Genomic DNA, 25234 nt, shown 5'->3' with positions numbered 1-25234 from the left:
TTTTTTAAAATGAAACCAAAAGCTTTATTCAACTGGAGCAGCGGAAAAGATTCTGCTCTTGCCCTTTACAAAACCCTTCAGGAAGACCAATATGAAATTTCTACCCTGCTTACAAGTATCAATGCAGAATTTCAAAGGATTTCTATGCATGGTGTTCACGTTTCTCTTTTAGAAAAACAAGCGGAAAGTCTGGGATTTCCATTGATGACCATGGAACTGCCTAAAGAACCCTCCATGGAAGAATATCAGCAAATTATGAGTAAAGTGATGTCTGAAGTTCAGGCTCAAGGCATTACCCATTCTGTTTTCGGAGATATTTTTTTGGAAGATCTGCGAAAATATCGCGAAGACCAGCTCAATGCAATCGGTATGAAAGCTGTATTTCCTCTTTGGAAACAGAACACCTCCAACCTCATCCATGAATTTTTAGAATTAGGGTTTAAAACAATTGTAACCTGCGTGAACGGATCTTACCTTGATCAAAGTTTTGCAGGACGAATCATTGATCAGAAGTTTCTTGATGATCTTCCTGCAAATGTAGACCCATGTGGTGAAAACGGAGAATTTCACACCTTTACTTTTGATGGACCTATTTTTAAAAATCCGGTTCCGTTTGAAATTGGAGAGACCGTCAGGAAAACCTATCCCAAGCCTAAAACAGCTCCTGAAGAAGATGAAGACTATGTTTTCTGGTTCTGTGACCTGCTGTTAAAATAAGTCTGTGAACATTCATCCACAGGCTTTTCTATGTATTATTTTAATTTGGCGACCCTTTATTCATCATCCAGACGACCAGCTGAATATCTTTTCCATTGCCCATCCCGTTCACAAAAACAACTCCTTTTCAAATCTACTTTCATGATCTTGTGACAGATCATCTATTCAATACTCTTTAAAGTTGTATTAAATCCGGATTAAATTGATCCAAAATCTCTTCCTAGCACGCAATTTGTATCCCTTACTGCTCTTCTGGATATTTTAGTATCTTTAAGAGGACAATCATTATTTAAAATACAACACCAGTGATAAAAAATTTAGTATTCCTCTCCATTTTCTGTTTCTTGTTTTCTTGTACAACCGAAAAACCATCAGTTCCTCCTGTTGATAAAAAAGCAATTATTGATTCTACCATCTCTGCTTTTCAGAAAACCCTTTTAGAGCAACAGATTGATTCTGCTTTTAAAAAGTATCATTTTAATGGAAGTATTGCTGTTTTTAAAGATTCCACTACACTGTACAAAAGAGAAAACGGTTATTCAGATTTTAAGAAAAAAACTAAAATTGACAGCAGTACCATTTTTGCTATAGGGTCTGTAAGCAAGCAGTTCACAGCCGTTCTGATCTTACTCCAGATGGAACAGGGAAAACTGAATGTGACAGATAAAGCTTCAAAATACCTCAAGGAATTTCAGACCAAAGAATATGAAAACACTACAATTCATCAACTATTAAACCATTCTTCAGGATTGAACATCATGGGTGGAAAGCTGATGTTTAAGAGCGGATCAGATTTCTTTTATTCCAATGATGGGTTTAATACCCTTGGAAAAATTGTAGAAAAGGTATCGGGTAAATCATATGATGAGAATGTTCTTGAGCTTTTTAAAAAAGCTGGGATGTCCCATTCCTCCACAGGAGATATTTTTAAAGGAAATAATTTTGCCAGTGCTTATGTCGGCACCCCTGCTAAATTTTCAGAAGTTCCCAATATGCCGAAAAGATTAGGCGGACGGGAAATCGGAACTCCTGCCGGCGGAATATTGTCAACTATTCAAGATCTTCATTCATGGAACAATGCCTTGTATGGTGGGAAAATTTTAAAACCCGAAACCCTGAAGCTTTTTATGGCAAAAAGTGCGGAAAGACATCATGCTATATTTGGTAAAATGGGCTATGCCTACGGAATCATGCTAAATATCGGACAGCCTAATTCTTATTTTCATAGTGGCTATATAAAAGGATCTCCTTCATTAAACATCTATTATCCTGATACCAAAACGTCTGTGATCATTTTGTCTAATATTGCAGATGAGGAAAAAGGAAAAGGCTTGATCTTCAGACCTCATATTGAAGTAAAAAAGATTACAGATCATCTTGAGAACACCCTTACACAGCTTAGATCAAAACATTAGTTTTAATCATATATCTAGGCCGTCTTAATGAATTCCTTCATTTTTATTAAATTTTTTTTATGTTCAAGAAAATTCAATACAGCAAAAACAAGAGCTGTCTGTAGTACAAATGGAAGAATCAAGGTGATCGAGGCTATGAAAACATCACTATAATTCTGTTCTTTGATAAACTGGTAACCATAAAATCCGCTCTTCATTGCTACCTGAGTCATTGAGGTAGTACATACAACCATCAATCCCAGATTCTGCTGATACATCGTATACAGGCATTTCCCCCTATATTTAAAATCAGCCTTTATATATTTCCAGATTTTATAATTAAAAATCCAGACCAATATAGTCATCAGTACAAATGAACCATTAAGCAGTCTGAAAAAGAGCTGATATTCTTCTTGATTTCCTGCTATAAAGATCAGCAGCAGGTTAATCACCAAAGCTGAAATACTTACTATTAAAGATTTTTTGAAAAGACCGCTATATTTCTCCTGAATAATTCTTTTGGCAATCAAAGGTATTTTCTCCGGATAAAACAACAGATAATTAACCATCTTAAACTCTCCATTCCAGGATTCTTTGATCTTTAAAAAAGCATCTTCAAAACTCAAATTCTCATTGAACTGCAGATCCAAAATCTGACTGATCATATGATCTCTGATTTCCACAAGAATATCCAATGAAAGCTGCTGAGCAACAAGATAATCTGTGACTTTACTTTCCTGTGCTTCGGTTATCATATATTGAAAATTGTCTGTAGATTTAACAAATAACTTTTCATCTCAGTCTCTTTTTCTGCCTGTTGTTTCTTACCCTTTTCAGTCAGCAGATAATATTTCCGGTCTCTACCATTGATCTTCTGAAGCTCGGAAATAATCATTCCCTCGCTTTCCAGTTTGTGCAGCAATGGATAAAGTGCACCTTCGGTCATTTCAAGCTCACCTTGTGTAAGCTCTTTTGCCCTTTGGGTGAGCTGGTAGCCATACATTTTAACCTCTTTTGAAAGAAGCTTCAAAATAATATTCTGCAGGGTACCTTTATAAAGACTGTTCTTTTTCATGAAATGATTTCTATACATTGCAAACATATGCATAATTTTCTTATGTATATGATTTTAATCTAAAATCTTTTAATTTGTCTTATGAAAAAAATGTACTTCATCGCAATCTATCCTCCTCAAGAGATCATAGAAGAAGTAAAAGTCTTTAAAAGAGATTTGGCAATTAATTATGTCAATTCGAAAGCCTTGAAAAATGAAGCCCACATTACTCTTTTCCCTCCTTTCTCCAGAGAAATTGAGCTGGAAAGTGATATCCATACTGCTTTCCAGAAGATCAATACAGCAATGGATCCTTTTACTATTGAACTGAACGGTTTTGGAAGTTTCCCCAATCCCAAAAATCCTGTACTATTTATTCGACCGGAAGAAAATTTACACCTGACAGAAATTTATCACAATGTAAAGCAGCAGTTCAATTTTGCAAAATATTCTTTCACTCCGCATGTGACTGTAGGATACAGAGATCTGACCTGGGAAAATTACCTCAAGGCCTGGGAAAAATATAAAGAACAGAAATACCAAACTAAATTCTTAGTTGACAAGATTTTACTATTACGTCATGAGGGGCAATGGGTTCCTATTGCAGAAAAAAGGCTGAAAAAATAAAACCGGCTGTGGGAGCCGGTTCAGTTAAATTTATTCTTTTATAATCTTCTGAGAAATAATCAGGTTCTTGTTTTCTATTACATTCAATAGATAAGTACCTGCCGGGAAGTTTTTAATATCAACCTTTATTCCGGAATCTTTTAATTCAAATCTAGATGGGATAAGCCTTCCGGAAGCATCATATACTTCAATTTTTATATCTTTTGAAAATTCCTGCTTTCCTTTAATATAAAATTCTCCATCTGTAGGATTCGGATAGATACTGAAACGTCTTTCTTCAGCTTTTACTTCTGAAACTTTGAGAGTAGATTTAGTCAGTGTCCAGGAAACGTTTGTAACATGAAGCGTACTGTGATTATCTACTTTCAAAAGTGGATTATTATCTACTACAGAAAATATCAACGTATTATTTCCGCTATTAAGTTGTGCAGGAGTAATGGTAATAGAGCTTCCTGTAGATCCCAGCACCGTTCCATTGAGACTCCAGGTATTCACCAATGTATTAGGGATAGGAAGAATTTCAGTGACAGTAAAAGTAACATTTGCTGTAGCATCCACTGAAGTATTATTTGCCGGAGTATAGGAATCTACAGGAGAAACCAGAGTATGTATCTTTTCAATAATCGCTTCTTTACACACAGAACAAAACTGCTGGTTAAGATACCTCATTTCACAACTCTGATGGGGTCGGAACCAGGTTGGACTTTCAGTATAAGGATACACTCCTACTCCGTTTAACCCCACCCAATTTTTCCATTTTATAGTAGCCGGGTTTGAGTTTTGTGTTTTATTTGCGGATTCTAATGAACCGGCAAACCAATATTCATCGGCTAACTTACCGAAAGAATGTCCTAGCTCATGCACAACAATTTCATTAGCAGATCCATTTAGGGAAGCAAAAGCGTAAGCTCCTCCGCACCCGCCATATTCTGTAGAATTACCCAATACATAAGTGATATCATAATCTGGAATATTGGCAGCAAGAACTTGTCCCACTTTATTGGTTGTATTACTATAGATACATCTATGTACTCCCACATCGAAAGTAGATCCAAGATAATTATTAGGATTGGATACAGGGATTACAGGCTCTGTAACATCTGTTGCTGTTCCGGGATGTTTCACTCCCGATTCTGTTGAAACTACTTTTACAGCATAGGCATTAAAATAATTTTTATATTCTGTATAAGGACTTTTTGTAAAAAGATAATTGATGGTATTTTGAGCTGATGTAGTGAAAGCAGTTTGCTGTGCAGCGGTAAATCCGTCTCCCAGCACTGCAATAATAACACGCTTGCTATTGTCTCCGTTCTGCAAAAGCGGGACTGTTTCGAAGGTCTGGGCAAAGCAGCAGCTTCCGATAAAAAGGGATAATAAAGTTTTTTTCATGATTATAGTTTTTGTGTGAATAATAGTTGTACCCCATCTTCTGTTGCTTTCTCCACCTTCACGAGCTGAACATTTCCTGAGTAGGAAAATCGGGCACTGAACTCCGTATTTTGAAGGGAAGCTTTATGTCTGGAAACTCCTTCTTTTTCGTACACTTCCAGCTCTGGATTTAAAGGATCTTTCACAAGCTGTTTTGCCACTTCTTTTCCACCTGACTCTGCCAACGTAATGATAAGATCTCCTTTATGAACTTCATTTCTATCAAAAGAAGTGACCTGCTTCAATCTGCCGTCTGCAATTTTAGTATGCTGAAGAGCAATTTTCACATTTCCTGATTGATCTTTATCTGCCTTGAAAAACAGATAAATAATACGATCACTCTTTACTGTGGCTTTTGTCTGAATCAGCTTCCTATCTTGTGATAATTCATTTTCTTTCTGGAAACTGCATAGCAGAAAGACAGGAACAATTAACATATTAAATAGATTTTTCATAATCATTTTTGTTTAAAGTTACTAAAGTTTTACATATAAATAAAAACCACTTTTAATACTTTTCATTCTTCAAAAACTTAGAAAGCCCTATCTTTGAGGCAATGATTTCAGAGAAAATAATTTTAGGGATTGACCCGGGAACAGCCATCATGGGATTTGGTATCATCTCCGTAAAAAAAGGAAAAATGGAGATGGTTTCTATCCATGAACTCATCTTGAAGAAATATCCTAATCACGAAACAAAGCTTAAATATATTTTTGAAAGAACACTTTCTCTTATTGATGAGTTTCATCCTGATGAAGTAGCTCTGGAGGCTCCTTTCTTTGGGAAAAATGTACAAAGTATGCTGAAACTTGGCCGTGCACAAGGAGTTGCCATGGCTGCCAGCCTTTACAGAAATATTCCGATTACTGAATATTCTCCAAAAAAAATCAAAATGGCCATTACCGGAAATGGAAACGCCAGCAAAGAACAGGTAGCAGGAATGCTGCAAAACCTTCTTAACTTAAAGGAATTCCCTACAAAATACTTAGATGCTTCCGATGGTCTTGCCGTTGCGGTATGTCATCATTTTAATTCTGGGACCATAACGGATACCAAATCGTATTCCGGGTGGGAGAGTTTTTTGAAGCAGAATCCGGATAGGTTGAAATAATTTTAGATTTACATTTATCATTTTCACATATCAACTTTAACCTGTTAGATTATAATAATTTATACAGACATATATAGTTACTTGGTAAAACATAATACTATCTTTAACATTGGTATGATTTTTAGTATTACCTTTGTATAAATTTTCAGCTATGAAAACAAACCAACAAACTATAAATCAAGGAACTCATAAAATAAACTGGTTCCAAAAGTTTCTGATGGTGTGTTCCGGAGGGAACATCCATATTTTAAGAAAGACTCCAAGTGAATGGAATAAATTTTCCGGGATTGGAGGGATCGTACTTTTCACTGCGGTATTCGCTACTTTATCTGCAGGATATGCTATGTATACTGTATTCGACAATATCTGGGCTTCAGTAGGATTTGGAATTCTCTGGGGATTGATGATTTTCAATCTTGACCGTTATATTGTTTCTTCCATCAAAAAAACCGGAACCTGGTGGAATCAGATTCTGATGGCCATTCCTCGTCTTATCCTTGCTACATTTTTAGGAATTATTATTTCTAAACCACTAGAGCTTAAAATCTTTGAAAAAGAAGTGAACAAGCAATTGAATACCATTATTCAAAGGAATAAAAAGCAGCTTCAAGGGGAGATGAGTGGAAGAATTCTTCAGCAAAGCGGACCTTTTGAGACAGAAAAACAACAGATTTCAGGAAAAATCGCACAGTATCAGAAATCATATGACTCTGCTTCGGTAGAACTTGAGAAAGAAATCCTGGGAAAACAATCTGGCTTAACAAGTGGAAAGGAAGGTTATGGACCTAATGCTAAACGTAAACAGGAATTAAAAGAACAGCGCAGACAGGATCTGGAAAATTATCAAAAGCAGGCCGCTCCACGACTGGAGTATTTGGATAAAGAAATATCTAAGGTATATACCAATCTGGAAACCGAAAGAAAATCTACCGAGACTTTTGAAGATAAATTCAATGGTTTTGCTGCAAGGCTTCAGGCGTTGGATGAACTTGGAAAAAACTCTGCAATTATAGGACTTGCGGCATCCTTTATCATGGGATTGTTTATCTGTCTTGAGATTTCTCCGGTTCTGGTAAAATTAATTTCCCATATAGGCCCTTACGATTATCTTTTAGAAAAAACGGAAAACAATTTCAGACTGTATTCCAAAGAAAAAATTGAAAAAGGAAATGCTTTGACAGATTTCAGGATTGAAGATTTTAAAGATAAATTGAAAAATTAAAGATGAATACTCATAAACCAATCATTATATGTATTGCCTATTGACTTTTTAAAAATTAGAGAAAAAATCTATAAAAATTCAAATATTAGATAATAAAAACCACCTTTCATTAAATAAATGAAAGGTTTTTCTTTTTATAATTGATTTTATAGGAAATATTTTATAATTTTATATTACTTAAAATCCTTGTCATCATGAAAAACTTATTTTTCGCATGTACACTGCTAATCTGCGGTGCATTTGCTCCTGCTTTAAAAGCTCAGGCATCAGACCCATATTTAGGACAAATTGCTTTTGTACCTTACACCTTTGTTCCGAAAAACTGGGCAGAATGCAACGGACAACTTCTTGCCATAGCACAAAACCAAGCTCTTTTTTCACTTCTGGGGACTACTTACGGAGGAAACGGAACAACTACATTTGCTTTACCGGATATGAGAGGAAGAGTACTTGTTCATAACGGACAGGCTCCGGGAGGACCCACTACTTATACTATGGGACAAACCGGAGGAACTGAGAGTGTAACGTTATTGGTAACACAAATGCCAGCACATAGCCATACGGTAAATGCTGTAACGGCCGAGGGAAATCAAAATTCTCCTACCAACAGTCTTCCGGCAGACACCAAAATTCTTGACAAAGAGTATTCTGACGCAACAGCAAATACTACGATGAAAAGTACAATGATAAACAACACAGGAGGAAATCAGGCCCATGAAAACAGACCTCCTTTTATTACTCTGAAATGCATTATTTCATTAGTAGGAGTCTTTCCATCCCAAAACTAATCATTATGAAAATTCTTTACTTATTATGTTTGACTATCGTAAGCTCAGCTTTCGCTCAAACTATAACTTTTAATGGATGTCCGAATCTCTTCAGTAGCCCACCCAATACTTATACCTTTAACAAAACCGGAGTAGATGCTTTTAATAAGAACATCTATATGACAACTCCTATTGATGGTGGACAAGATTGTAGCGGACTAGGAACCTGCGAGTTTAAAATCCAATGGAACAATACTCTTACGAGATGGGAATTTCTTGGTGATGAAGGAAATGGTACTTTCACAACTCCATTTTTAATTTATTATAACTCAACAGGAAACAATTCTGTTCCTATACCTCCAGGCAACAGTATCGGAACCTGGGTTGAAAATACAGCCATGACGAACGGACAATGTGGAGGAAATCTTACCGCTGTAAACTCTACAATGACTGGTGATGTACAGAATACCACATTAGGAACATCAGAAAATTCAAAAAATAAAATCCAGGTTTTCCCTAATCCTGTGAGTGATTTTATACATATTTCCGGTATTGACAACGGATTGTCTGTCCAAATCTATAATATGGACGGACGTTTGGTAAAATCGGAATCGTTTGATTCAAAGATTGACGTTTCTCAACTTGTCCCTGGTGGATATGTAATGAAAATAAATACCCGAAATTTTCAGACTCATCAATTTAAATTTGTAAAAAAATAAACTCCTATTTTATAGAAAATAAATGGTTAAAGCTTTCGGAATTTCCGGAAGCTTTTGTTTTTCAGGATAAGAAGTATTTTTTGGGTAGATACACTAAGATTGAATAAAAAAATGCCTCCACTAAATGGAGGCATTAATATTTATTTTAAATTTTGATCAATTTATTTGATGATCAATTTAGAAGCTTTAGATTCTTTTCCATTAGAAACCTGAATCATGTAAACTCCTTTTTCTAACTGTTGGTCTACTTTGAAAACCCCACTTCCTTCTTCAGTTACAGATGGGCTAGCTACCAATCTTCCTGACATATCAGAAATAGAAACTTTTAAATTTTTACCATTTTTAGCTTTAATGAAAATCTTATCACCAGTTGCTACCGGGTTAGGATAAATTGTTAAATCACCATTATCTGCTTTCACTTCACTTGTTCCCAAGTTGGTAACAAATTTCACTGTATAATCTTCAACCTGACCGTACTTTAATTGTCCACAAGGAGTCATGTTAGTATTTTCATCATCTACAAGTACTCTCATTCTTAACGGAGTATTCAATACTGCAGAAGCAGGAGCTGTAATTGTAGTACTGTAAGTTCCTATTAGTGTTGTAGGATCTGCAATAATATTGTCAGCTGAACCAACAAGTTCAGATGCTTCAAAACTTCCGTTATTATTATAGTCAATCCAAACTCTCACATCATTATTTGAATCTGAAACATTTACCTGAAGATTATGAGTACCAGTTGCTGCAAGTTCCGTTGATGTTGCTCTCAAACAGCTTGCGCCTGTATAATCTTCATAAAAGTTAGCAGCACTCTGCCAGTATCCTGTAGATGCATTATTAATATTCCCTAACTTCACTAAAGTAGGTCCTACAAAATAATTACTTGGTGTAGCTATACCACTTGGATTACATGTCGCAGCAATAGGTGTTCCAACCGGAGTTGTTGCAGAAGGTGCTGTTGCTCCTAATGAAGTACTTAATCCCCCTTTCATTAAAAAGAAGTAAAGAGCAGCTCTATCATGTTGCCCATTAGTAAACTTAAATGCAATTGGGTTCGTATAATTCATCATATTATACTGTACTCCCTGGTAATTTACCCCAGAACAATAATTCATATCATTATTGGTAGGAGCAGGGTCATTCAGTAGACTTCTTGATCTTTCTGTATCACAAACCTGATCATCATCCGTAGCACAGTTACCAGTGGTTGGCGGGCAGAAATTAGTAGTAGTATCACCTTGTGGTGCATCAGGATCTACATTTCCAAAAGTATGAAGTAATCCCATACTATGTCCAAACTCATGAGCTAAAGTAATATCATCCTGTAAAGTAACTACAAAAGACTTCATAAAGGATTCGTAAGAAGAATCAGGATTTTGAGGCAAACCTGCCCATCCCATAATACCATATTGTCCACCACCATCTACTTTATTCATAATATAGATGTTAAAGTAAGAAGCTTCTGGCCAGTGTGGAGCAATCGTTTTTACCTGTGCCGTAGTAACACCGTTTGTACCATTACGTTTTACCCCGTAAGCATCATATCCTGCAAGAGCCCCTCCATTATATCGAATAATCCCTGTAGTAGCATTACAGCTAGGATCCCTTTTTGCCAATACTAATTTGATCGGCATTGTAGCTGCATTACCAAAATCAGCAGGAATTCCCTGAGCCCATTGATAAGTACCTGCATACATTTGATTACAACGGTCCAGCCAAGCCTGAATTTGTGCATCACTCTTGTTATAAGCACTTCCTATAGTAGTACCAGTAGGTGCTATTACGTGTACAACTACCGGAATTTCATAAACTCCATTTACAATCTTATATGCACTTGCATTTTTAGCAGAAGTATTTTGATTACTGCTGATAATTTTGTTACGGATATTGCGAATCATTTCATCAATTTCCCCATTCTGTTTTTGGTGCACTCTCTGCTCGCTATCAAAGTCACACCAATCTTTTTTTTGTTGTGCTGATACCGACAGGGATAGCAATAATACTCCACAAAGTATAGTTCTCTTCATTTCAATAATTTAAAAAAATTAAACAAGTTGCAAATTTATTAATTTCATGAATCAATCAGTGATATTTATAACTAAAAATCATCACAAAACTTAAAACTTTACTACAGTTAGTAGAAAAAGATACATTATTGTTACATTTTAACCTGAAAATAAAATTAACATCATTTCAAATAGAGCATATTTTAATTAATTTATTATCAGTAAAAAACAAAAAATATAAACAAATAGACAATTCAATAAAATAAAAAATTGAAACTAATATATTTTAAATCAAAACATTAAAACGAAATCACAAAATAAAAAAACCGCACTAATTGTGCGGTTTTTCGTATAAAAATTCAATTATAATTTTATAAAGAATAATTCGGAGCTTCCTGCGTAATAATGACATCATGCGGATGAGATTCTTTCAATCCGCTTCCTGTAATCATTACCAATTTAGAATCTTTTTGCAGAGTCTCAATATCCTTAGCTCCACAGTATCCCATACCTGCTCTCAAACCTCCTGTCAACTGGAAAATTACATCTTCCAATTTTCCTTTATGTGGTACTCTTCCTTCGATTCCTTCCGGAACGAATTTCTTGGCTTCACTCTGGAAATATCTTTCTTTCCCTCCTCTCTTCATTGCCGAAAGGCTTCCCATCCCCTGGTAAGATTTGAATTTTCTTCCCTGGAAGATAATTTCTTCACCCGGAGCCTCATCTGTACCAGCTAAAAGTGAACCTAGCATTACTGCACCTGCTCCACTTGCAATAGCTTTAACGATATCTCCCGAAAGTTTGATTCCTCCATCAGCAATTACTGTTACATTTTGAGACTTAGCATATTCGTAAACGTTATAGATGGCAGATAGCTGAGGAACTCCTACCCCGGCAACTACTCTGGTAGTACAGATAGAACCTGGACCAACCCCTACTTTAAGTACGTTTGCACCTGCTTCAATAAGGTCTTTTGCAGCTTCTGCAGTAACAATATTCCCTCCTACAATATCAAGGTTCGGATATTTTTTTCTGATTTCAGCAATTTTATCAAGAACTCCTTTAGAATGGCCGTGAGCAGAATCAATTGCTACAATATCAACTCCGGCTTTTACCAAAGCTTCAATTCTTACCAATGTATCTTCTCCTACACCTACTCCGGCTCCTACAATAAGACGACCATTTTCATCTTTATTTGCGTTCGGGTATTCCAATTGATTGTCAATATCCTTGATCGTAATAAGTCCTACAAGTTTATTTTCTTTATCTACAATAGGAAGTTTTTCAACTCTGTTCTTAAGAAGGATTTCTTTTGCCTTTTCAAGGTTGGTGTTTTTGTCGGAAGTGATCAGATTTTCTTTGGTCATGATCTCTTCTACTTTCATATCAAGATTTTCCTGATACTTTACATCTCTGTTGGTAATAATTCCGATCAGAACATTATCAGCATTCACTACTGGAAGTCCTGAAATTTTATATTTGGACATCAATGCTTTAGCTTCAGCTAAAGTATGGTCTTTGGATAATGTTACCGGATCGGAGATCATTCCGTTTTCGGAACGCTTCACGCGGTTTACCTGAGCAGCCTGCTCATCGATCGTCATGTTTTTGTGAATAAAGCCTAAACCTCCGACTCTTGCTAAAGCAATTGACAGATCAGCTTCAGTAACAGTGTCCATCGCAGCGGAAACTATCGGAACATTCAGCGTGATTTTGTCGGTAAGTCTTGATTTTAATGAAACCTGGTTAGGTAAAACTTCTGAATAAGAAGGGACTAGAAGAACGTCATCGAAAGTGATGGCTGTCTCTACAATTTTGTTATGAATAGACATCTTTACTTTCTTTGCAAAATTAGGTTATTTTAGTGAGATATGAAAATCCTTTTTAATAGTTTAAATAAAATTTAATAATCAATAACTTAAATCGAAAAAACCGCTCTTTTTATAAGAACGGTTACGGTACAAAATAATTGAATATGTTTGAAACTAATTGCTAGTTACTACATTAAAGGTTTTAATTAATTATTTACAGAAATGGAATTGATCATTTTGGAAATATCGTTAGCTGTAAAATTTCCTTTCACATCTACGAAAACCATTTCATGATTATTGGATCCTACGGTAAGCAGCATGTTTTTAATAACATCTCCATCTTGCTTTACCCTTACATTGATATTATCTCCGTCATGCTTTATGGTAGCCCATTCCTCATAATGGTTATTATTCAGATATTGGGTATAATCATTAAGCATTTCTTGACTCCCATTGGTTACAGTAAGCACTTTTATCTTAGAAGCCTTCTTTACCAGATTGATGGTCTCTTCACTTTCCCCTTCTTCCCTTAAAGCTTTTTTAATATAAGATTTAGCTAAAATCATGGGTACATTAATACTAGCGAACCGAACCCCCTTGAAATCATACTTTGAATTTTGAAAAAAGTCAATGTTCGGTTTTTCAGAAACGATGCATGATTGAAGCATACCTATTGTCAGAATAGTAAGGAAAATGTTTTTAAGAGTCTTCATAGTTTAGTTTTTATTTGATTTGTCTGAGGCTTCCTCCCGAAACTTTATCTACTTTGGCATCCAGCTCCGGATTTCCTCTTAGTTTTACGGAAGCACCTGAAGAAACACTTACTTTCAGTTTATCAGTCACCAACAGAGAAAGACTTGCTCCTGAGGTAGATTCTGCCACTGCTGTAGCAATCTTAAGGTCGTCTGCTTTACAAGATGCTCCACTTGAAATATCAATCACTGCAGAAACCGCTTCCCCGGATAAGCTCACACTTGCTCCACTTGAAATATCTAAAGCCAGCTTCTGTGTTGTAAGTTCAGTATTCAAAACAGCGCCTGAACTCACAGTAATAGCAGCAGCTTGTTTGGCATTGAAAGTTCCTTTAATAATAGAACCCGATTCCGCATCAATCTCCATACTATTTTCCGTAACAGGGTTTACTGCTGTAAAAATACTTCCTGATGAAGTTTTTATACTGTGAAGATTAGGAGCAGAAACGTTAACATTCAGGTTTTTAAACCTCAGGTTCCGAACTCCTTTATTATCTACATAGATTTTTAACACTCCATTTTCTACCTTAGTGATAACATATTGAAGTTTATCTGCATCAGCAATCACTTTTACACTTCTTGTATTTTCCTGCTTGAAGGTAACATTTACGCCTACACTGGCATCTATTTTAGAAAATTCACCTACATTTCTGTTGTCCCCGTTCAGGTAAGAAGATGTATTACCAGAAGTAAGGTCATTTCTCACGGAAGTTGTAACAGAAGAAGTGGTTGTTTCGCCAGAATTAATGATCTTATTGACATCTGACAATTTCATTTTTCCGTTGAGAATAAAAATAATATTCTCTTCTTTGGAATCAACATTGAAAACCAGATTTTCCAGATAGTTATCTTTTTCATCTTCAGCAAGAAACTTCATGGAAGTTCCATCACTGCTCATAGACATCAACTCATTGAAGTTAAGAGATCTCAAAGCTTTATTTACTCTCTCCGTTTTGTCTTCGTTCATTTTTATATTGGCAAGATTTTCATCTTTTAAACGATCCGGAAAGGTGATTTTTGGGATAATCAGAATTTTAAGACCATCCACCTCGTTCAGAATAGGTTTTATTTTTCCGATATAGGCATCATTCACATCTATTGTATTCAATAGTTTGAACATTGGTTTTTTGATATTGATAGAGGTTACTCTTCCATTTTTTTCAAAATCCTGAAAAAGCTTGTCCAATTTCTCAGTCTGTGCAGAATAAGTTGCAAAACTGCTTAGCATTATGGCTATTATAAAAAATATTTTTTTCATGGGATTGGTCTGATTTTTAGTATTCGCTGTCAAGATTTTCATTTTTTTGAGAAGATGCTACTGTTTTTTTAAACTCATTTCCTAATTTCATAAAGGAATATCTGGTAACATCCAGGGCTTCTTTTTCACTACTGATTCTTTTACCGTTTACAATTACATAAGAATCATTGTAAGCTGATGCTGAATCATTTATACTTTTATTGTTTGAGGAATTGCTGACGTATCTGGGTCTCATTTCCTTTTTGAGTCTTCCTCTTTTTGGCAGGATCTCGTCCATTACATCTTTTTCTGCTACCTGGTTATCCTGAAAAACAGAATCTTTTTTCACTCCGGAAATAGAGTCTGTGTGATTCACGGCAACCTGTTCCTGGTGGTCACTGTTCTCTTCAATAAATCCGGACTTCTGTTTTAAGATTTCATCTTTCACCAGTTTTCCTCTGTCCTGTACTTCTGTACCGGTGTTATTATTCAGAAAGAATCCTATTCCGAAAACCAGCATTACACTGGCGGCCATCCAGAACCATTTAGGAAAAGAGGGCTTTTTCTTTTCTTCCAATGGAATAATAGGTGCAGTATTCTGTTCCGGTTCCGCACCTTCTGCACTCTGAAGAAAGTCTTCAAAGCTCCAGTCCATTTTTTCTTTCCTGATATCCCCGAAGATTTCGTCGTATTTATCTTGTAATTGATCTTTTTTCATAGCTCATCAGTTGTGAGATTTGTTCTTTTACTTTTTGTCTCGCACGCATAAGGTTTACCCTTACTGCATTTTCCTCCATTTCCAGCATTTCAGAAATTTCGGAAACATCATATTCTTCTACATCTTTCAAGTGGATGACCATCTTTTGTTTCTCCGGGAGCTGATTGATAAATCCTATAATATGTTCCTTAAGGTTATCAACTTCCATACTATAAAGCTCCGAGCGATGAAGCTGCATATCCGCAAAGCCTATCTTGACATCGTGATGCTTTAGCCGGTTCAGGCATTCGTTCCGAACAGACTTCAGCGCATAGGACTTAAAATTTCCAAATTGCTCAAGCTCATCCCTCTTCTGCCAAAACTTTATCATGAGATCCTGCACTACATCTTCTGCTTCATCACTGCTCATGACAAACCGCTTCGCAAAACGATACATCTCGTCTTTGAGAATAAACACCGTATTCTTGAAAGTTTCTTGGGTCATGAGTTTTGTTTCTTATAGGTAAGACAACTGCCGTTTCAAATCTATTACATCAAAAATAAAAAAACTTCAAAAAAAATTGAAGTTTTTTATTTTTATAGAATTAATACGTATCAAAAATATGTTTTAAAATTGCTTTATCTTCTTCTGCTAAAGCCACTTTTCTTCTGGCCATAGCCCTTTCTGCCACTTCATACACTTTATCCAGCTTAAATCTTTCATCATCTTTCAATCCGCCCCATGAAAAATTTTCCACAAGGTTGGGTGGAAAGCCTGGTTTAAATATATTAGAAGCTACACCAATTACGGTTCCAGTATTCAGCTGGGTATTGATGGCTGTTTTGGAATGATCTCCCATAATCAGACCTGCAAACTGTAACCCTGTATCTTCAAATGCCTTTATTCTGTAGTTCCAAAGTTTTACAGGGCTGTAATTATTTTTAAGATTGGAGGAATTAGTATCAGCACCGAAGTTGCACCACTCTCCTATTACAGAGTTTCCGATGAAACCTTCATGCCCTTTACTGGTATATCCGAAAATGATAATATTATTCACTTCCCCTCCTACTTTACAGTGCGGACCAATAGTGGTTGCTCCATAAATTTTGGCTCCTAGATTAAACTTAGAGTCTTCTCCAAGTGTAATAGGACCTCGAAGATGGCAGCCTTCCATAACTTCGGCATTTTTACCGATATAGATTTTCCCGGTTTTGGTATTCAGTGTGGAAAATTCAATTTCAGCACCTTCTTCGATAAACAGATCTTTTTTATCTCCTAAAAAGCCATTTGTTGAGGATAATTCCTGTGAGGTTTTTCCTTTGGTAAGCAATTCAAAATCGAAATCAATAGCGTGATGATTATAGGAAAATAAATCTTTTGGCCTTTTAAAGAAAATAAGCTCTTCCTTAATATCTGTCATTTTTTCAATCTGATTCAGAGAAAAATCTTTCATATTGATTTTAGCAGCGATTAATTCATCTTCATAAACCAATGCTTCTCCCGGCTTAAGATCTTTAATCTGCTGAATTACAGTTTCCGTAGGCAGGAAGTTCGGAACTAAAAAGAGACTTTCTTTTTCATCGGGACTTTTAAATTTATCCTGAAGATACATTTCCGTGAAATAAGACACTTCTGCATTTTCCAGGATTTTCTGCCATCTCTCAGAGAATGTCAGGATTCCGCATCGCATCGCAGCAACCGGTCGGGTAAAAGTAAGTGGAAGAAAGTCTTCCCAATATTGTGCGTCTGAAAATACTAATTGCATTTTTTAGAAGTTAAAGATTAGAAGTTAGAGAATAGAACCTGTAGATTCTAAATTCTTTCTAAACAAAAATACAAAAAGAAGTGGGAAGTTGGGAAATGTAGAATAAGTTTTGGCTAAAGCCAATGAATAGAATTCTTTATTTTATTAAACGGGCTAAAGCCCATTCCTATTGAATATCAAGCAGTGCCCTGATTTACATAAAAAAAGTCTTCCAAAAATTGGAAGACTTCTATATTTTTAAGGATACAAAAATTACTTAGCGAATTTTTTGTATTTGTTCATGAACTTATCAACTCTACCAGCTGTGTCAACTAATTTAACTTTTCCTGTGTAGAAAGGGTGAGAACTAGAAGAGATTTCCATTTTGATTAGAGGATACTCTTGTCCTTCGTACTCGATAGTGTCTTTTGTTTCCGCAGTAGACTTGCAAAGAAACACCTCGTCGTTACTCATATCTTTGAAAACAACAAGTCTATAATTTTCTGGGTGGATTCCGTTTTTCATAATACTATTTTTAAAAAAATTAAGTTTGCTTTCGAAATAGTAATGGATATTTCTCTGCTAAATTTTAGGTTGCAAAAATACAACATTTTTTCTAAATTCCAAATACTGAATTCATTTTTTTTTCTTGATAAGAAATTTAAAGTATTTTCGTTAAATTTGGAACCTACTTAAACTTTAATTTCAATGAAATTCAAATTATTACTGGCTTTTTCCTTCTGGATGTTACTGATAGCGGTATCGTGTAATAAGGATGATATTACGTTTGACAGCCCTACACAGGAGCTGAGTTTTTCAAGAGACACCGTATTCTGTGATACGGTATATCACCAGGTGCGTTCAGAAACATATGTTGTAAAGGTATATAATAATGAAGATAAGGATATCATGATCCCAAGAGTAAATCTTGAAAAAGGAGCTGCTTCCTTATATAGAATCAATGTAGATGGAAAGCCGGGATATGATTTTAAGAATGTTCCTTTAAGAAAGAAGGACAGCCTTTATATTTTTGTTGAAATTGCCCCTACAGCTACCGGGCCTGAAGCTATTGCTGAAGACAAAGTTCTTTTCACCGGACCTACGGGACAGCAGCATGTGACTTTATTTTCTGTAGTTCAGGATGCTGAATTTTTTATTCAAACTCCCGGGAACCCGAATGTAATTACCAATTCTACAACGTGGAATAACAATAAAGCAAAGATCATCTACGGAAACCTTACCATCAATCCAAGTGTAACTCTTGATATAAACGCCGGAACTAAAGTGTATTTCCACAAAAACAGTGGAATGAAAGTTTCTTCCGGGGCGGTCTTAAATATCAACGGAACAATGGCCGATCAGGTGATTCTTCGTGGAGACAGAAATGATCCTTATTATGATACCATTCCTAAAAACTGGAATTCTATCAAAATGGAAGCAAATTCTACTCTTAAAATGAACCATGCAAGACTTTTCGGGGGAACGAGAGGGCTTGATATGAGACAAACCAATGCTACTATCACCAATTCATTCATTCATACATTCTTTGAATATGGAATTTACGCGGTAGGTTCTACAGTAAATGCCAACAATCTTGTGATGAACAATTGTGGTTTATCATGTATCGGAATTTTCCTGGGTGGAAAACACAACTATACCCATGCTACGATTGCAAACTATTCTAAAACAATGAGTTCTTTCGACAGAACAGGAATTTTTGCAGCTAATGAATGGAAGAATGATGCAGGGCAATCACAGCAGGGAGCTCTACAACAGCTTAACATCAAAAACAGTATTGTATATTCTGACAGAGATGATGCTGTTCATTTTGAAGCAACTCCTGGACAACAGTTTGAGTTCTTACTTCAAAATTCACTCATAAAATATACCAGTGCTACAGGTGCAGGCTTCACTTTTGACAATAATCCAGGTGTGGTACAAACAACAAAGAATACCGATCCTCAGTTTGTCAATTATTTTATGGCTAAAATGAATTTAAGGGTAAAATCTACTTCGCCAGCCATTGGTAAAGGCAATACAGCTGTTGCAGCAACGGTACCTTTCGATATTGTCAATGTATCCAGAACGACTAACCCAACTCTAGGAGCTTATCAATAATGGAAATTACCCAGTTACAACAGCAAGTCGATGAATGGATCAAAACCATTGGGGTAAGATACTTTAATGAGCTTACCAATATGGCGATGCTGACAGAGGAAGTAGGTGAAGTGGCAAGAATCATTGCCAGAAGATATGGTGAGCAAAGCGAAAAGGAAAGTGATAAGAATAAAGATCTTGGTGAAGAACTGGCAGATGTCCTTTTTGTAACATTATGTCTGGCCAACCAGACCGGAGTAAATCTGCAGGATGCTTTTGACAGAAAGATGAAAATAAAGACTGACCGGGATAAAGACCGGCATCAGAATAACGAAAAACTTAAATAATTATAAATGATGAGTTATGAATTATCAATGAATTGTAAACTCATCATTTTTAAATATAATGTAGATCATAATGAAGCTAGAAAAATCAAAATTATTAGGCGAAAAAACAGTACAGATCAGCGGTTCGAAAAGTATTTCGAATCGTTTATTGATTCTGGAAAGTTTGTTTAGCAATATAAAAATCGGAAATTTATCCAATTCTCAGGATACACAGCTTTTGAAAAAGGCATTATCTGAGGATACGGATGTGGTAGACATTCATCATGCGGGAACGGCAATGCGTTTTCTCACTTCTTATTATTCTATTCAGGAAGGGAAGACAACTATCCTTACCGGATCTGGGAGGATGAAAGAAAGACCAATCAAAAACCTGGTAAGTGCTTTGAGAGATCTTGGAGTAGAAATTGAGTATATGGAGAATGAAGGTTTTCCTCCTTTAAAAATTACAGGAAAAAAGATTACTCAAACGTCTGTAAATGTTCCGGCAAATATTTCAAGCCAGTTTATCACGTCTTTGCTTCTTGTTGCTGGAAAACTTGAAAACGGACTGGAAATTAATCTTGTAGGAGAAGTTACATCAAGGTCTTATATTGAAATGACTCTTGATATTCTTACTAAGTTTGGAATACAAAACAGCTTTGAAGGGAATACCATCAAAGTACATTCTTTCGCTCCTGAAAACGATTCTGCTACAGTACATTATGAAGTCGAAAGCGACTGGAGCTCAGCTTCATACTTCTACTCTATCTGTGCTTTGGGAAGAGAAACGATTCACCTGAAAAGTTTTTATAAAGAGTCTACTCAGGGAGATTCTGCCATTGCAAGCATCTACGAGAAGTTCTTCGGAATTAAGACTACATTCTCTGAAGATGAGCATAAATTAACCCTTGAACCTCAGCCTGATTTTTCTTTCCCGGAAAAAATCGTTCTGGATATGAACAACTGCCCTGATATTGCACAAACGCTTTGTGTAACAGCTGCAGCTTTAAAGATTCCTTTTGATATTTCCGGATTGGGAACTTTAAGAGTAAAAGAAACCGACAGGCTTCTGGCATTGTATAATGAGCTTAAAAAACTGGGTACTGAAACAGAAATTACAGATTTAACCATTCAATCACTCAGTTTCGGAGAACCGGAAGAAAATATTTCGATCAAAACGTATCAGGATCACAGAATGGCAATGAGTTTTGCTCCGTTCTGTCTGATTAAAGAACTGAATATAGAGGATGAGGATGTAGTAGAAAAGTCTTACCCTATGTTCTGGGAAGACCTTAGCAGCGTGGTAACTCAATAATCTGATATTTGAAAGTGCGGTAATTTGAAAATGAATATCTTTATTTCAAATTACTGCATTTATAAATTGCTGTTCCAATGAAAATACTTTTCTCCTTTTTAGTTTTTCTATCTGTCACAGGTTTCTATGCTCAAAGTCTGAGAAATTTCTCAATACCGAACGGATATACTAAAATTGCTGAAGCTAAAGGAGATCTGGATAAAGATGGAAAAGATGAAGTCGTCTTGGTATTTGACACCAATATAAAAGCGTCGGACAACCAAAATCTGGAGGGCACAAGCGACGACAAAAGGGTTTTCTATATTCTGAAAAATGAAAACGGCAATCTCACCATCTGGAAAGAAAATTCTACACTCCTTTTCTCAAGCGGGTTCGGATTTTATCCTTCTGATAACGTTCTTGAAATCAATATAAAAAATAACTGCCTTACTATTGAACAGCAGTTTTTTACCAACTCCAGACATACCCAGCAATATAAACATACCTTCAGATTTCAGAACAGAGATTTCTATCTGATAGGTTTACACGATCATTTTGAAGATACCTGTGATTTCAGTTTTACCAATGAAATCAATTTTTCTACAGGAAAGGTTATTGTTGACAGAGAATATTCATCCTGTGCTGATGAAACTAAAGTACCCGAAAACTTACACAAAGAATTTACCCATAAATTCCCGCTTATTAAAATGAATGATTTCTTTATCGGAGATCACAGCTTCAGATTTCCCGGGCTGAAAGAGGTTTTTGTTTTTTAAAATAAAAATCTTCTTGCTTAATTTTTAAACGCAAAGTAAAAACAATACTGCAGCAATATTAAAGAAAGCAAAGAGGCCGACATATGTCGTTGATGAACCTTGACTTTTACATCCGCTTAGAAAAAATTGATTTCATCTTTGCTCTCTCTATATTTCCGGATAAAAAAATAAACTTTGCGTTAATAAAAATCTGTCTTCCAGCTTCCTGACTTTATACCAACTTAATTATCTATTAAAGTTAAATTAACTCCTCATGTTTTGATATATTCTTATTTTTAAGCTGCATTAAAAAATAAAAAAACTATGTTCAAACAAAACATGAAACGTTTTACAGCCATCACTCTTGGGGTTGTGACTGCGTCTATCTTTTTTTCCTGTTCAAACGACAGCATGATGGAAAGAGATTCTAATGAAACCTCTGCAATTTCTTTAGCAAAAACAAGTAATAAGACTTCATTACTACCTATTGCTATGAATAGCTGGATGTCTGGTCTTCAGGATAATATTTCAATTTCAAAAATCTCCATTCCCGGAACTCATGATTCAGGAGCACGTGTAGATGCCCCTGTTGTATCGGGTACGGCTAAAACTCAAGACCTCAGCATTGCAGAACAACTGAATGCAGGAGTCCGTTTTCTGGATATACGTTGCAGACATATTGACAATGCTTTCGCTATTCATCACGGAGCGATTTACCAAAATCTGAATTTTGATGATGTCTTGAATGCGTGTTATGCCTTCCTAGACAGCCATCCGTCTGAAACGATCATCATGTCAGTAAAGGAAGAATATGACGCTTCCAACACGACCAGAAGTTTTGAACAGACCTTTGACTCTTATGTACAGAAAAACTCTTCTAAATGGGATCTTGGAGCCAATATTCCTACACTAGGTGCTGTGAGAGGAAAGATCAAGTTATTAAGAAGATTTTCTTCAGGGACCACTAAGGGAATCAACGCTTCACCTTGGGCAGATAATACTACATTTGACATCAACAATTCCGGTGTACAGCTGAAAGTTCAGGATTATTATAAGGTGACGAACAATGACGATAAATGGAACGGAATTGCCAGCCTGCTTAATGAAGCAAAAAATGATAGCAATGGCAAACTTTTCGTGAACTTCACCAGCGGGTATAAACCAGGAATCTTCGGGATCCCAAGCATTCCGACGGTATCCAATAGTATTAATCCAAAACTTAAAACATTCTTCCAAACAAATACTCATGGATCATACGGAGTAATGCCCATTGACTTTGTGAATGCTGAGCTGTCTGAGCTCATCGTGAAGACCAATTTCTAATTTATTATTTGTTAGATATATTCATAGGCTGTCTCTCTTGTTGAGGCAGCCTTTTTGAATTTTGTCCTGCTTTTATTTCTCGCAAGTTTTGCAGATAACGCTGATTATCCACAAACATCTGCTTAATCTGTGAAATCTGCGGGAGCTTTAAATTAATACACAAAAAAAGGCTGTTTCCATAACGGAACAACCTCTCTTTGTAAAAGTAAAAGTATTAAAATTAAAAGCTATTTTTGAATTCCGTAAGCTGCCAATATTTTATTGAAGATCTCTGTATTTTCAAATAGTCCGGTGAATTCTTTGGAATTCGGTCCATAAGCAAAAACACTTGACGGAATAGAGGTATGATCATTGGTACTGAAATTTCCGAATACCCAACCGTCTTTCAGGCTTCCATCCAAAAGAGTCAAACCTCCTGTTTCATGATCTCCTACAACAATTACTAAGGTTTCTTTATTTTCATCAGCAAATTTCATCGCCTTACCAACGACATGGTCGAAATCCAGCAATTCTGTAACCAGCTGTTCGATGTTGTTGCTATGACCTCCTCCGTCAGTCTGAGAGGCTTCTATCATCATAAAGAATCCTTTTTCATTCTTTTTCAAATCATTTAAGGTAAGATCAAATGCATCAGCAAGCCAGTTTCCTCTTCCGTTGGTGATTCTTTGTGAAGCCAAAGGGTCAATAACCAGAGTACGGTTGTTTATTCTAGTCACTGATTTCAGATCCTGATACAAATCAACTTTGGTCTCTTTAAATTTCTGCAGATTTTCCTGAGACAATCCACTTGTAGGACCACCAATCAGAATTTTTGTTTTTGAAGCCGCAAAATCTTTCAGAATAGGTTCAGAGCTATTCCTGTTATCCGAATGTGCATAGAAGTCAGCAGGAGTAGCATCTGTAACATCTCCTGTGGAAATCAATCCTGAAACCATTCCTTTCTCAGCGATAATATCAGGAATTTGTGCCAGTGCTTTTCCCATATTGTCTACCCCTACAAAGGTATTTTTGGTTTTCACACCGGTAGCAAATGCTGTAGAACCCGGTGCTGAATCTGTAATATAGGCATTGGATGAATTGGTTTTGGAAAGACCTGTGGATTTCATGTTGAAAACATTCAGCTTTCCTTTATTGGCTGTAAAGGCAGCATAATATTGAGGCAAAGAAGTTCCGTCCGGGATAAGGAGGATCACATTCTTTACTTTTTTCTCCACTCCGTCTGATGTATAAGTGGGGGTATAAGTGCTGTACTCTTTTGTATTTTTATAAAAGTTTTTCGAAATAGAATTCATGAACTTTTTAAGATCCGGAATGTGATCAGTATTAATATAATCTACTCCCAAATCCATAAAATTCACCCATGCATTCGGAAAGTCCGGAGCTCCGTAAAAACGAACCGGCTTTTGCTGGGAATGTGCTTTTTCAACGGCTGTTTTAATCCTTGCCGTTTCTTCGTCTCTAGGAATTCCTTTTCCATTCCATTTTACCAACCCCGGAAGATCTGCACTAAACATCCCTACTCTTTTCAATTGATCTGCAGAATAGCTTTTATCCAGATCTCCGTCAAAGTAAAGATAATTCGGATAGTTTTTAAAATTTCCCGGCTGAGGTCTGTCTCCCGTAATCACAATTTTAATTCCTGTGTTTCCTGTAATCTCGGGATACTTCTTTAAGGTACTGACCAAAGCTGCCAGTGATGTTTTATAATCTTGCTTAATATCAATCAGCAGCTGCAGTTTTTTGTTGGCATCCGGATAGATATTCCCTTTGTTCAGCTTAATCTGTTTTGAAATAGGATCGAGATACAAATTTTCCAATGTTCTGTCTGCAGAAAGTTCTTTGTCGGTATGAGCCACCCAAAGTTGATCCTTTACCAGAAAAACATCTGCCTCAATGGAACCAAAGTTGGCATAATAAGCCTCCCAAAAAGGGATCTCCTGCATATAATCATTATGTGAATGTGCATTTCCTACAGTGTAATGTAAATAATTCTGTGCCTGATTTTTGGAAAAAACAGCCAGGGCCAGTACAGCCCATACTTTTAATAATTTCATTCGTATATCTTTATTGTTTATGGATCAAAAGAAACGCCTAACATCCATATATGTCCACATTTGCCATTGACATTTCATAATCCCTTTGGAAAAACTAT

Annotated in this window: 25 protein-coding genes; 12 read left to right on the top strand and 13 right to left on the bottom strand. The window is 36.0% G+C overall.

Annotated features, from left to right (window positions below):
- The first annotated feature begins 9 nt into the window (after positions 1-9).
- Complete coding sequence (locus AC07UM_RS23585; RefSeq protein ID WP_494685162.1) at positions 10-717, top strand: Dph6-related ATP pyrophosphatase; 708 nt, start codon at positions 10-12, stop codon at positions 715-717.
- 305 nt (positions 718-1022) lie between these two features.
- Positions 1023-2132 carry a serine hydrolase domain-containing protein gene (locus AC07UM_RS23580; protein WP_494685163.1) on the top strand — a complete coding sequence of 370 codons (1110 nt, stop codon included), beginning with the start codon at positions 1023-1025 and terminating at the stop codon, positions 2130-2132.
- Between the two features lie 14 nt (positions 2133-2146).
- Here AC07UM_RS23580 and AC07UM_RS23575 read toward each other — a convergent pair whose 3' ends face one another.
- Both AC07UM_RS23575 and AC07UM_RS23570 read right to left on the bottom strand, forming a co-directional pair.
- A complete protein-coding gene (locus tag AC07UM_RS23575) occupies positions 2147-2866 on the bottom strand; it encodes a hypothetical protein (RefSeq protein WP_494685164.1) in 720 nt (239 codons plus the stop codon).
- Positions 2863-3186: a PadR family transcriptional regulator gene (locus tag AC07UM_RS23570; protein ID WP_494685165.1), complete on the bottom strand. Its 324-nt coding sequence runs from the start codon at positions 3184-3186 to the stop codon at positions 2863-2865. Before AC07UM_RS23570 ends, AC07UM_RS23575 begins: the two co-directional genes overlap by 4 nt.
- Before the next feature lie 81 nt (positions 3187-3267).
- Between AC07UM_RS23570 and AC07UM_RS23565 the strand changes: the two genes are divergently transcribed.
- Positions 3268-3792 carry a 2'-5' RNA ligase family protein gene (locus tag AC07UM_RS23565; protein ID WP_494685166.1) on the top strand — a complete coding sequence of 175 codons (525 nt, stop codon included), beginning with the start codon at positions 3268-3270 and terminating at the stop codon, positions 3790-3792.
- Between the two features lie 30 nt (positions 3793-3822).
- Here the strand turns inward: AC07UM_RS23565 and AC07UM_RS23560 are convergent, their stop codons facing one another.
- A complete protein-coding gene (locus AC07UM_RS23560; protein ID WP_494685167.1) occupies positions 3823-5181 on the bottom strand; it encodes a T9SS type A sorting domain-containing protein in 1359 nt (452 codons plus the stop codon).
- A 2-nt stretch (positions 5182-5183) separates the two neighbouring features.
- Positions 5184-5675, bottom strand: coding sequence for a hypothetical protein (locus AC07UM_RS23555; protein WP_494685168.1), 492 nt, complete (start codon positions 5673-5675; stop codon positions 5184-5186).
- A gap of 101 nt (positions 5676-5776) precedes the next feature.
- Between AC07UM_RS23555 and ruvC the strand changes: the two genes are divergently transcribed.
- The 4 genes from ruvC (at position 5777) to AC07UM_RS23535 (ending at position 9039) form a co-directional block, all read left to right on the top strand.
- The gene (gene ruvC / locus AC07UM_RS23550; RefSeq protein ID WP_318846282.1) at positions 5777-6331 is read left to right on the top strand and encodes a crossover junction endodeoxyribonuclease RuvC; all 555 of its coding nucleotides are present in this window, start codon (positions 5777-5779) and stop codon (positions 6329-6331) included.
- Between the two features lie 151 nt (positions 6332-6482).
- Entirely contained in the window at positions 6483-7553 is a 1071-nt protein-coding gene (locus AC07UM_RS23545) for a DUF4407 domain-containing protein (protein WP_494685169.1), read from the top strand.
- Positions 7554-7747: 194 nt separating this feature from the next.
- Positions 7748-8341: a phage tail protein gene (locus tag AC07UM_RS23540; RefSeq protein ID WP_494685170.1), complete on the top strand. Its 594-nt coding sequence runs from the start codon at positions 7748-7750 to the stop codon at positions 8339-8341.
- A gap of 5 nt (positions 8342-8346) precedes the next feature.
- Entirely contained in the window at positions 8347-9039 is a 693-nt protein-coding gene (locus AC07UM_RS23535) for a T9SS type A sorting domain-containing protein (protein WP_494685171.1), read from the top strand.
- A 161-nt stretch (positions 9040-9200) separates the two neighbouring features.
- On the opposite strand, the gene AC07UM_RS23530 is transcribed toward AC07UM_RS23535, so the two are convergent.
- The 8 genes from AC07UM_RS23530 to AC07UM_RS23495 all read right to left on the bottom strand — a co-directional run bounded on the left by AC07UM_RS23530 (position 9201) and on the right by AC07UM_RS23495 (position 17812).
- Complete coding sequence (locus AC07UM_RS23530; RefSeq protein WP_494685172.1) at positions 9201-11066, bottom strand: GEVED domain-containing protein; 1866 nt, start codon at positions 11064-11066, stop codon at positions 9201-9203.
- A 350-nt stretch (positions 11067-11416) separates the two neighbouring features.
- Complete coding sequence (guaB, locus tag AC07UM_RS23525; protein WP_494685173.1) at positions 11417-12877, bottom strand: IMP dehydrogenase; 1461 nt, start codon at positions 12875-12877, stop codon at positions 11417-11419.
- Positions 12878-13062: 185 nt separating this feature from the next.
- A complete protein-coding gene (locus AC07UM_RS23520; RefSeq protein WP_494685174.1) occupies positions 13063-13569 on the bottom strand; it encodes a DUF4252 domain-containing protein in 507 nt (168 codons plus the stop codon).
- A gap of 10 nt (positions 13570-13579) precedes the next feature.
- On the bottom strand, positions 13580-14866 hold the full coding sequence (locus tag AC07UM_RS23515) for a DUF4252 domain-containing protein (RefSeq protein WP_494724342.1): 1287 nt from the start codon (positions 14864-14866) through the stop codon (positions 13580-13582).
- Positions 14867-14882: 16 nt separating this feature from the next.
- Positions 14883-15563, bottom strand: a complete 681-nt coding sequence (locus tag AC07UM_RS23510) for a hypothetical protein (protein ID WP_494685176.1) — start codon at positions 15561-15563, stop codon at positions 14883-14885.
- Positions 15538-16047, bottom strand: a complete 510-nt coding sequence (locus tag AC07UM_RS23505; protein WP_103231273.1) for a GFO_1088 family ECF-type sigma factor — start codon at positions 16045-16047, stop codon at positions 15538-15540. Before AC07UM_RS23505 ends, AC07UM_RS23510 begins: the two co-directional genes overlap by 26 nt.
- Positions 16048-16147: 100 nt before the next feature.
- Positions 16148-17308: a GlmU family protein gene (locus AC07UM_RS23500; protein ID WP_494685177.1), complete on the bottom strand. Its 1161-nt coding sequence runs from the start codon at positions 17306-17308 to the stop codon at positions 16148-16150.
- A gap of 252 nt (positions 17309-17560) precedes the next feature.
- Positions 17561-17812, bottom strand: a complete 252-nt coding sequence (locus AC07UM_RS23495) for a type B 50S ribosomal protein L31 (protein ID WP_047489008.1) — start codon at positions 17810-17812, stop codon at positions 17561-17563.
- A 183-nt stretch (positions 17813-17995) separates the two neighbouring features.
- On the opposite strand from AC07UM_RS23495, the gene AC07UM_RS23490 reads away from it, so the two are divergent.
- The 5 genes from AC07UM_RS23490 (at position 17996) to AC07UM_RS23470 (ending at position 23082) form a co-directional block, all read left to right on the top strand.
- Complete coding sequence (locus AC07UM_RS23490) at positions 17996-19405, top strand: hypothetical protein (RefSeq protein ID WP_494685178.1); 1410 nt, start codon at positions 17996-17998, stop codon at positions 19403-19405.
- On the top strand, positions 19405-19731 hold the full coding sequence (locus AC07UM_RS23485) for a nucleotide pyrophosphohydrolase (RefSeq protein WP_034692883.1): 327 nt from the start codon (positions 19405-19407) through the stop codon (positions 19729-19731). The genes AC07UM_RS23490 and AC07UM_RS23485 overlap by 1 nt, the downstream gene beginning before the upstream one ends.
- Positions 19732-19801: 70 nt before the next feature.
- Positions 19802-21025, top strand: coding sequence for a 3-phosphoshikimate 1-carboxyvinyltransferase (locus tag AC07UM_RS23480; protein WP_494685179.1), 1224 nt, complete (start codon positions 19802-19804; stop codon positions 21023-21025).
- Positions 21026-21102: 77 nt separating this feature from the next.
- Complete coding sequence (locus AC07UM_RS23475; RefSeq protein ID WP_494685180.1) at positions 21103-21780, top strand: hypothetical protein; 678 nt, start codon at positions 21103-21105, stop codon at positions 21778-21780.
- A gap of 303 nt (positions 21781-22083) precedes the next feature.
- Positions 22084-23082 (top strand): phosphatidylinositol-specific phospholipase C, encoded by a 999-nt coding sequence (locus AC07UM_RS23470; RefSeq protein ID WP_494685250.1) that lies wholly within the window; start codon positions 22084-22086, stop codon positions 23080-23082.
- 227 nt (positions 23083-23309) lie between these two features.
- Here AC07UM_RS23470 and AC07UM_RS23465 read toward each other — a convergent pair whose 3' ends face one another.
- Complete coding sequence (locus AC07UM_RS23465; protein ID WP_494685182.1) at positions 23310-25136, bottom strand: alkaline phosphatase; 1827 nt, start codon at positions 25134-25136, stop codon at positions 23310-23312.
- Positions 25137-25234 lie beyond the last annotated feature (98 nt).

The sequence above is a fragment of the Chryseobacterium sp. GW821-FHT04C04 genome (assembly GCF_059420365.1).
Note: the sequence above shows the minus strand (reverse complement) of the source record. Positions and strands in the feature narration are given on the sequence as shown.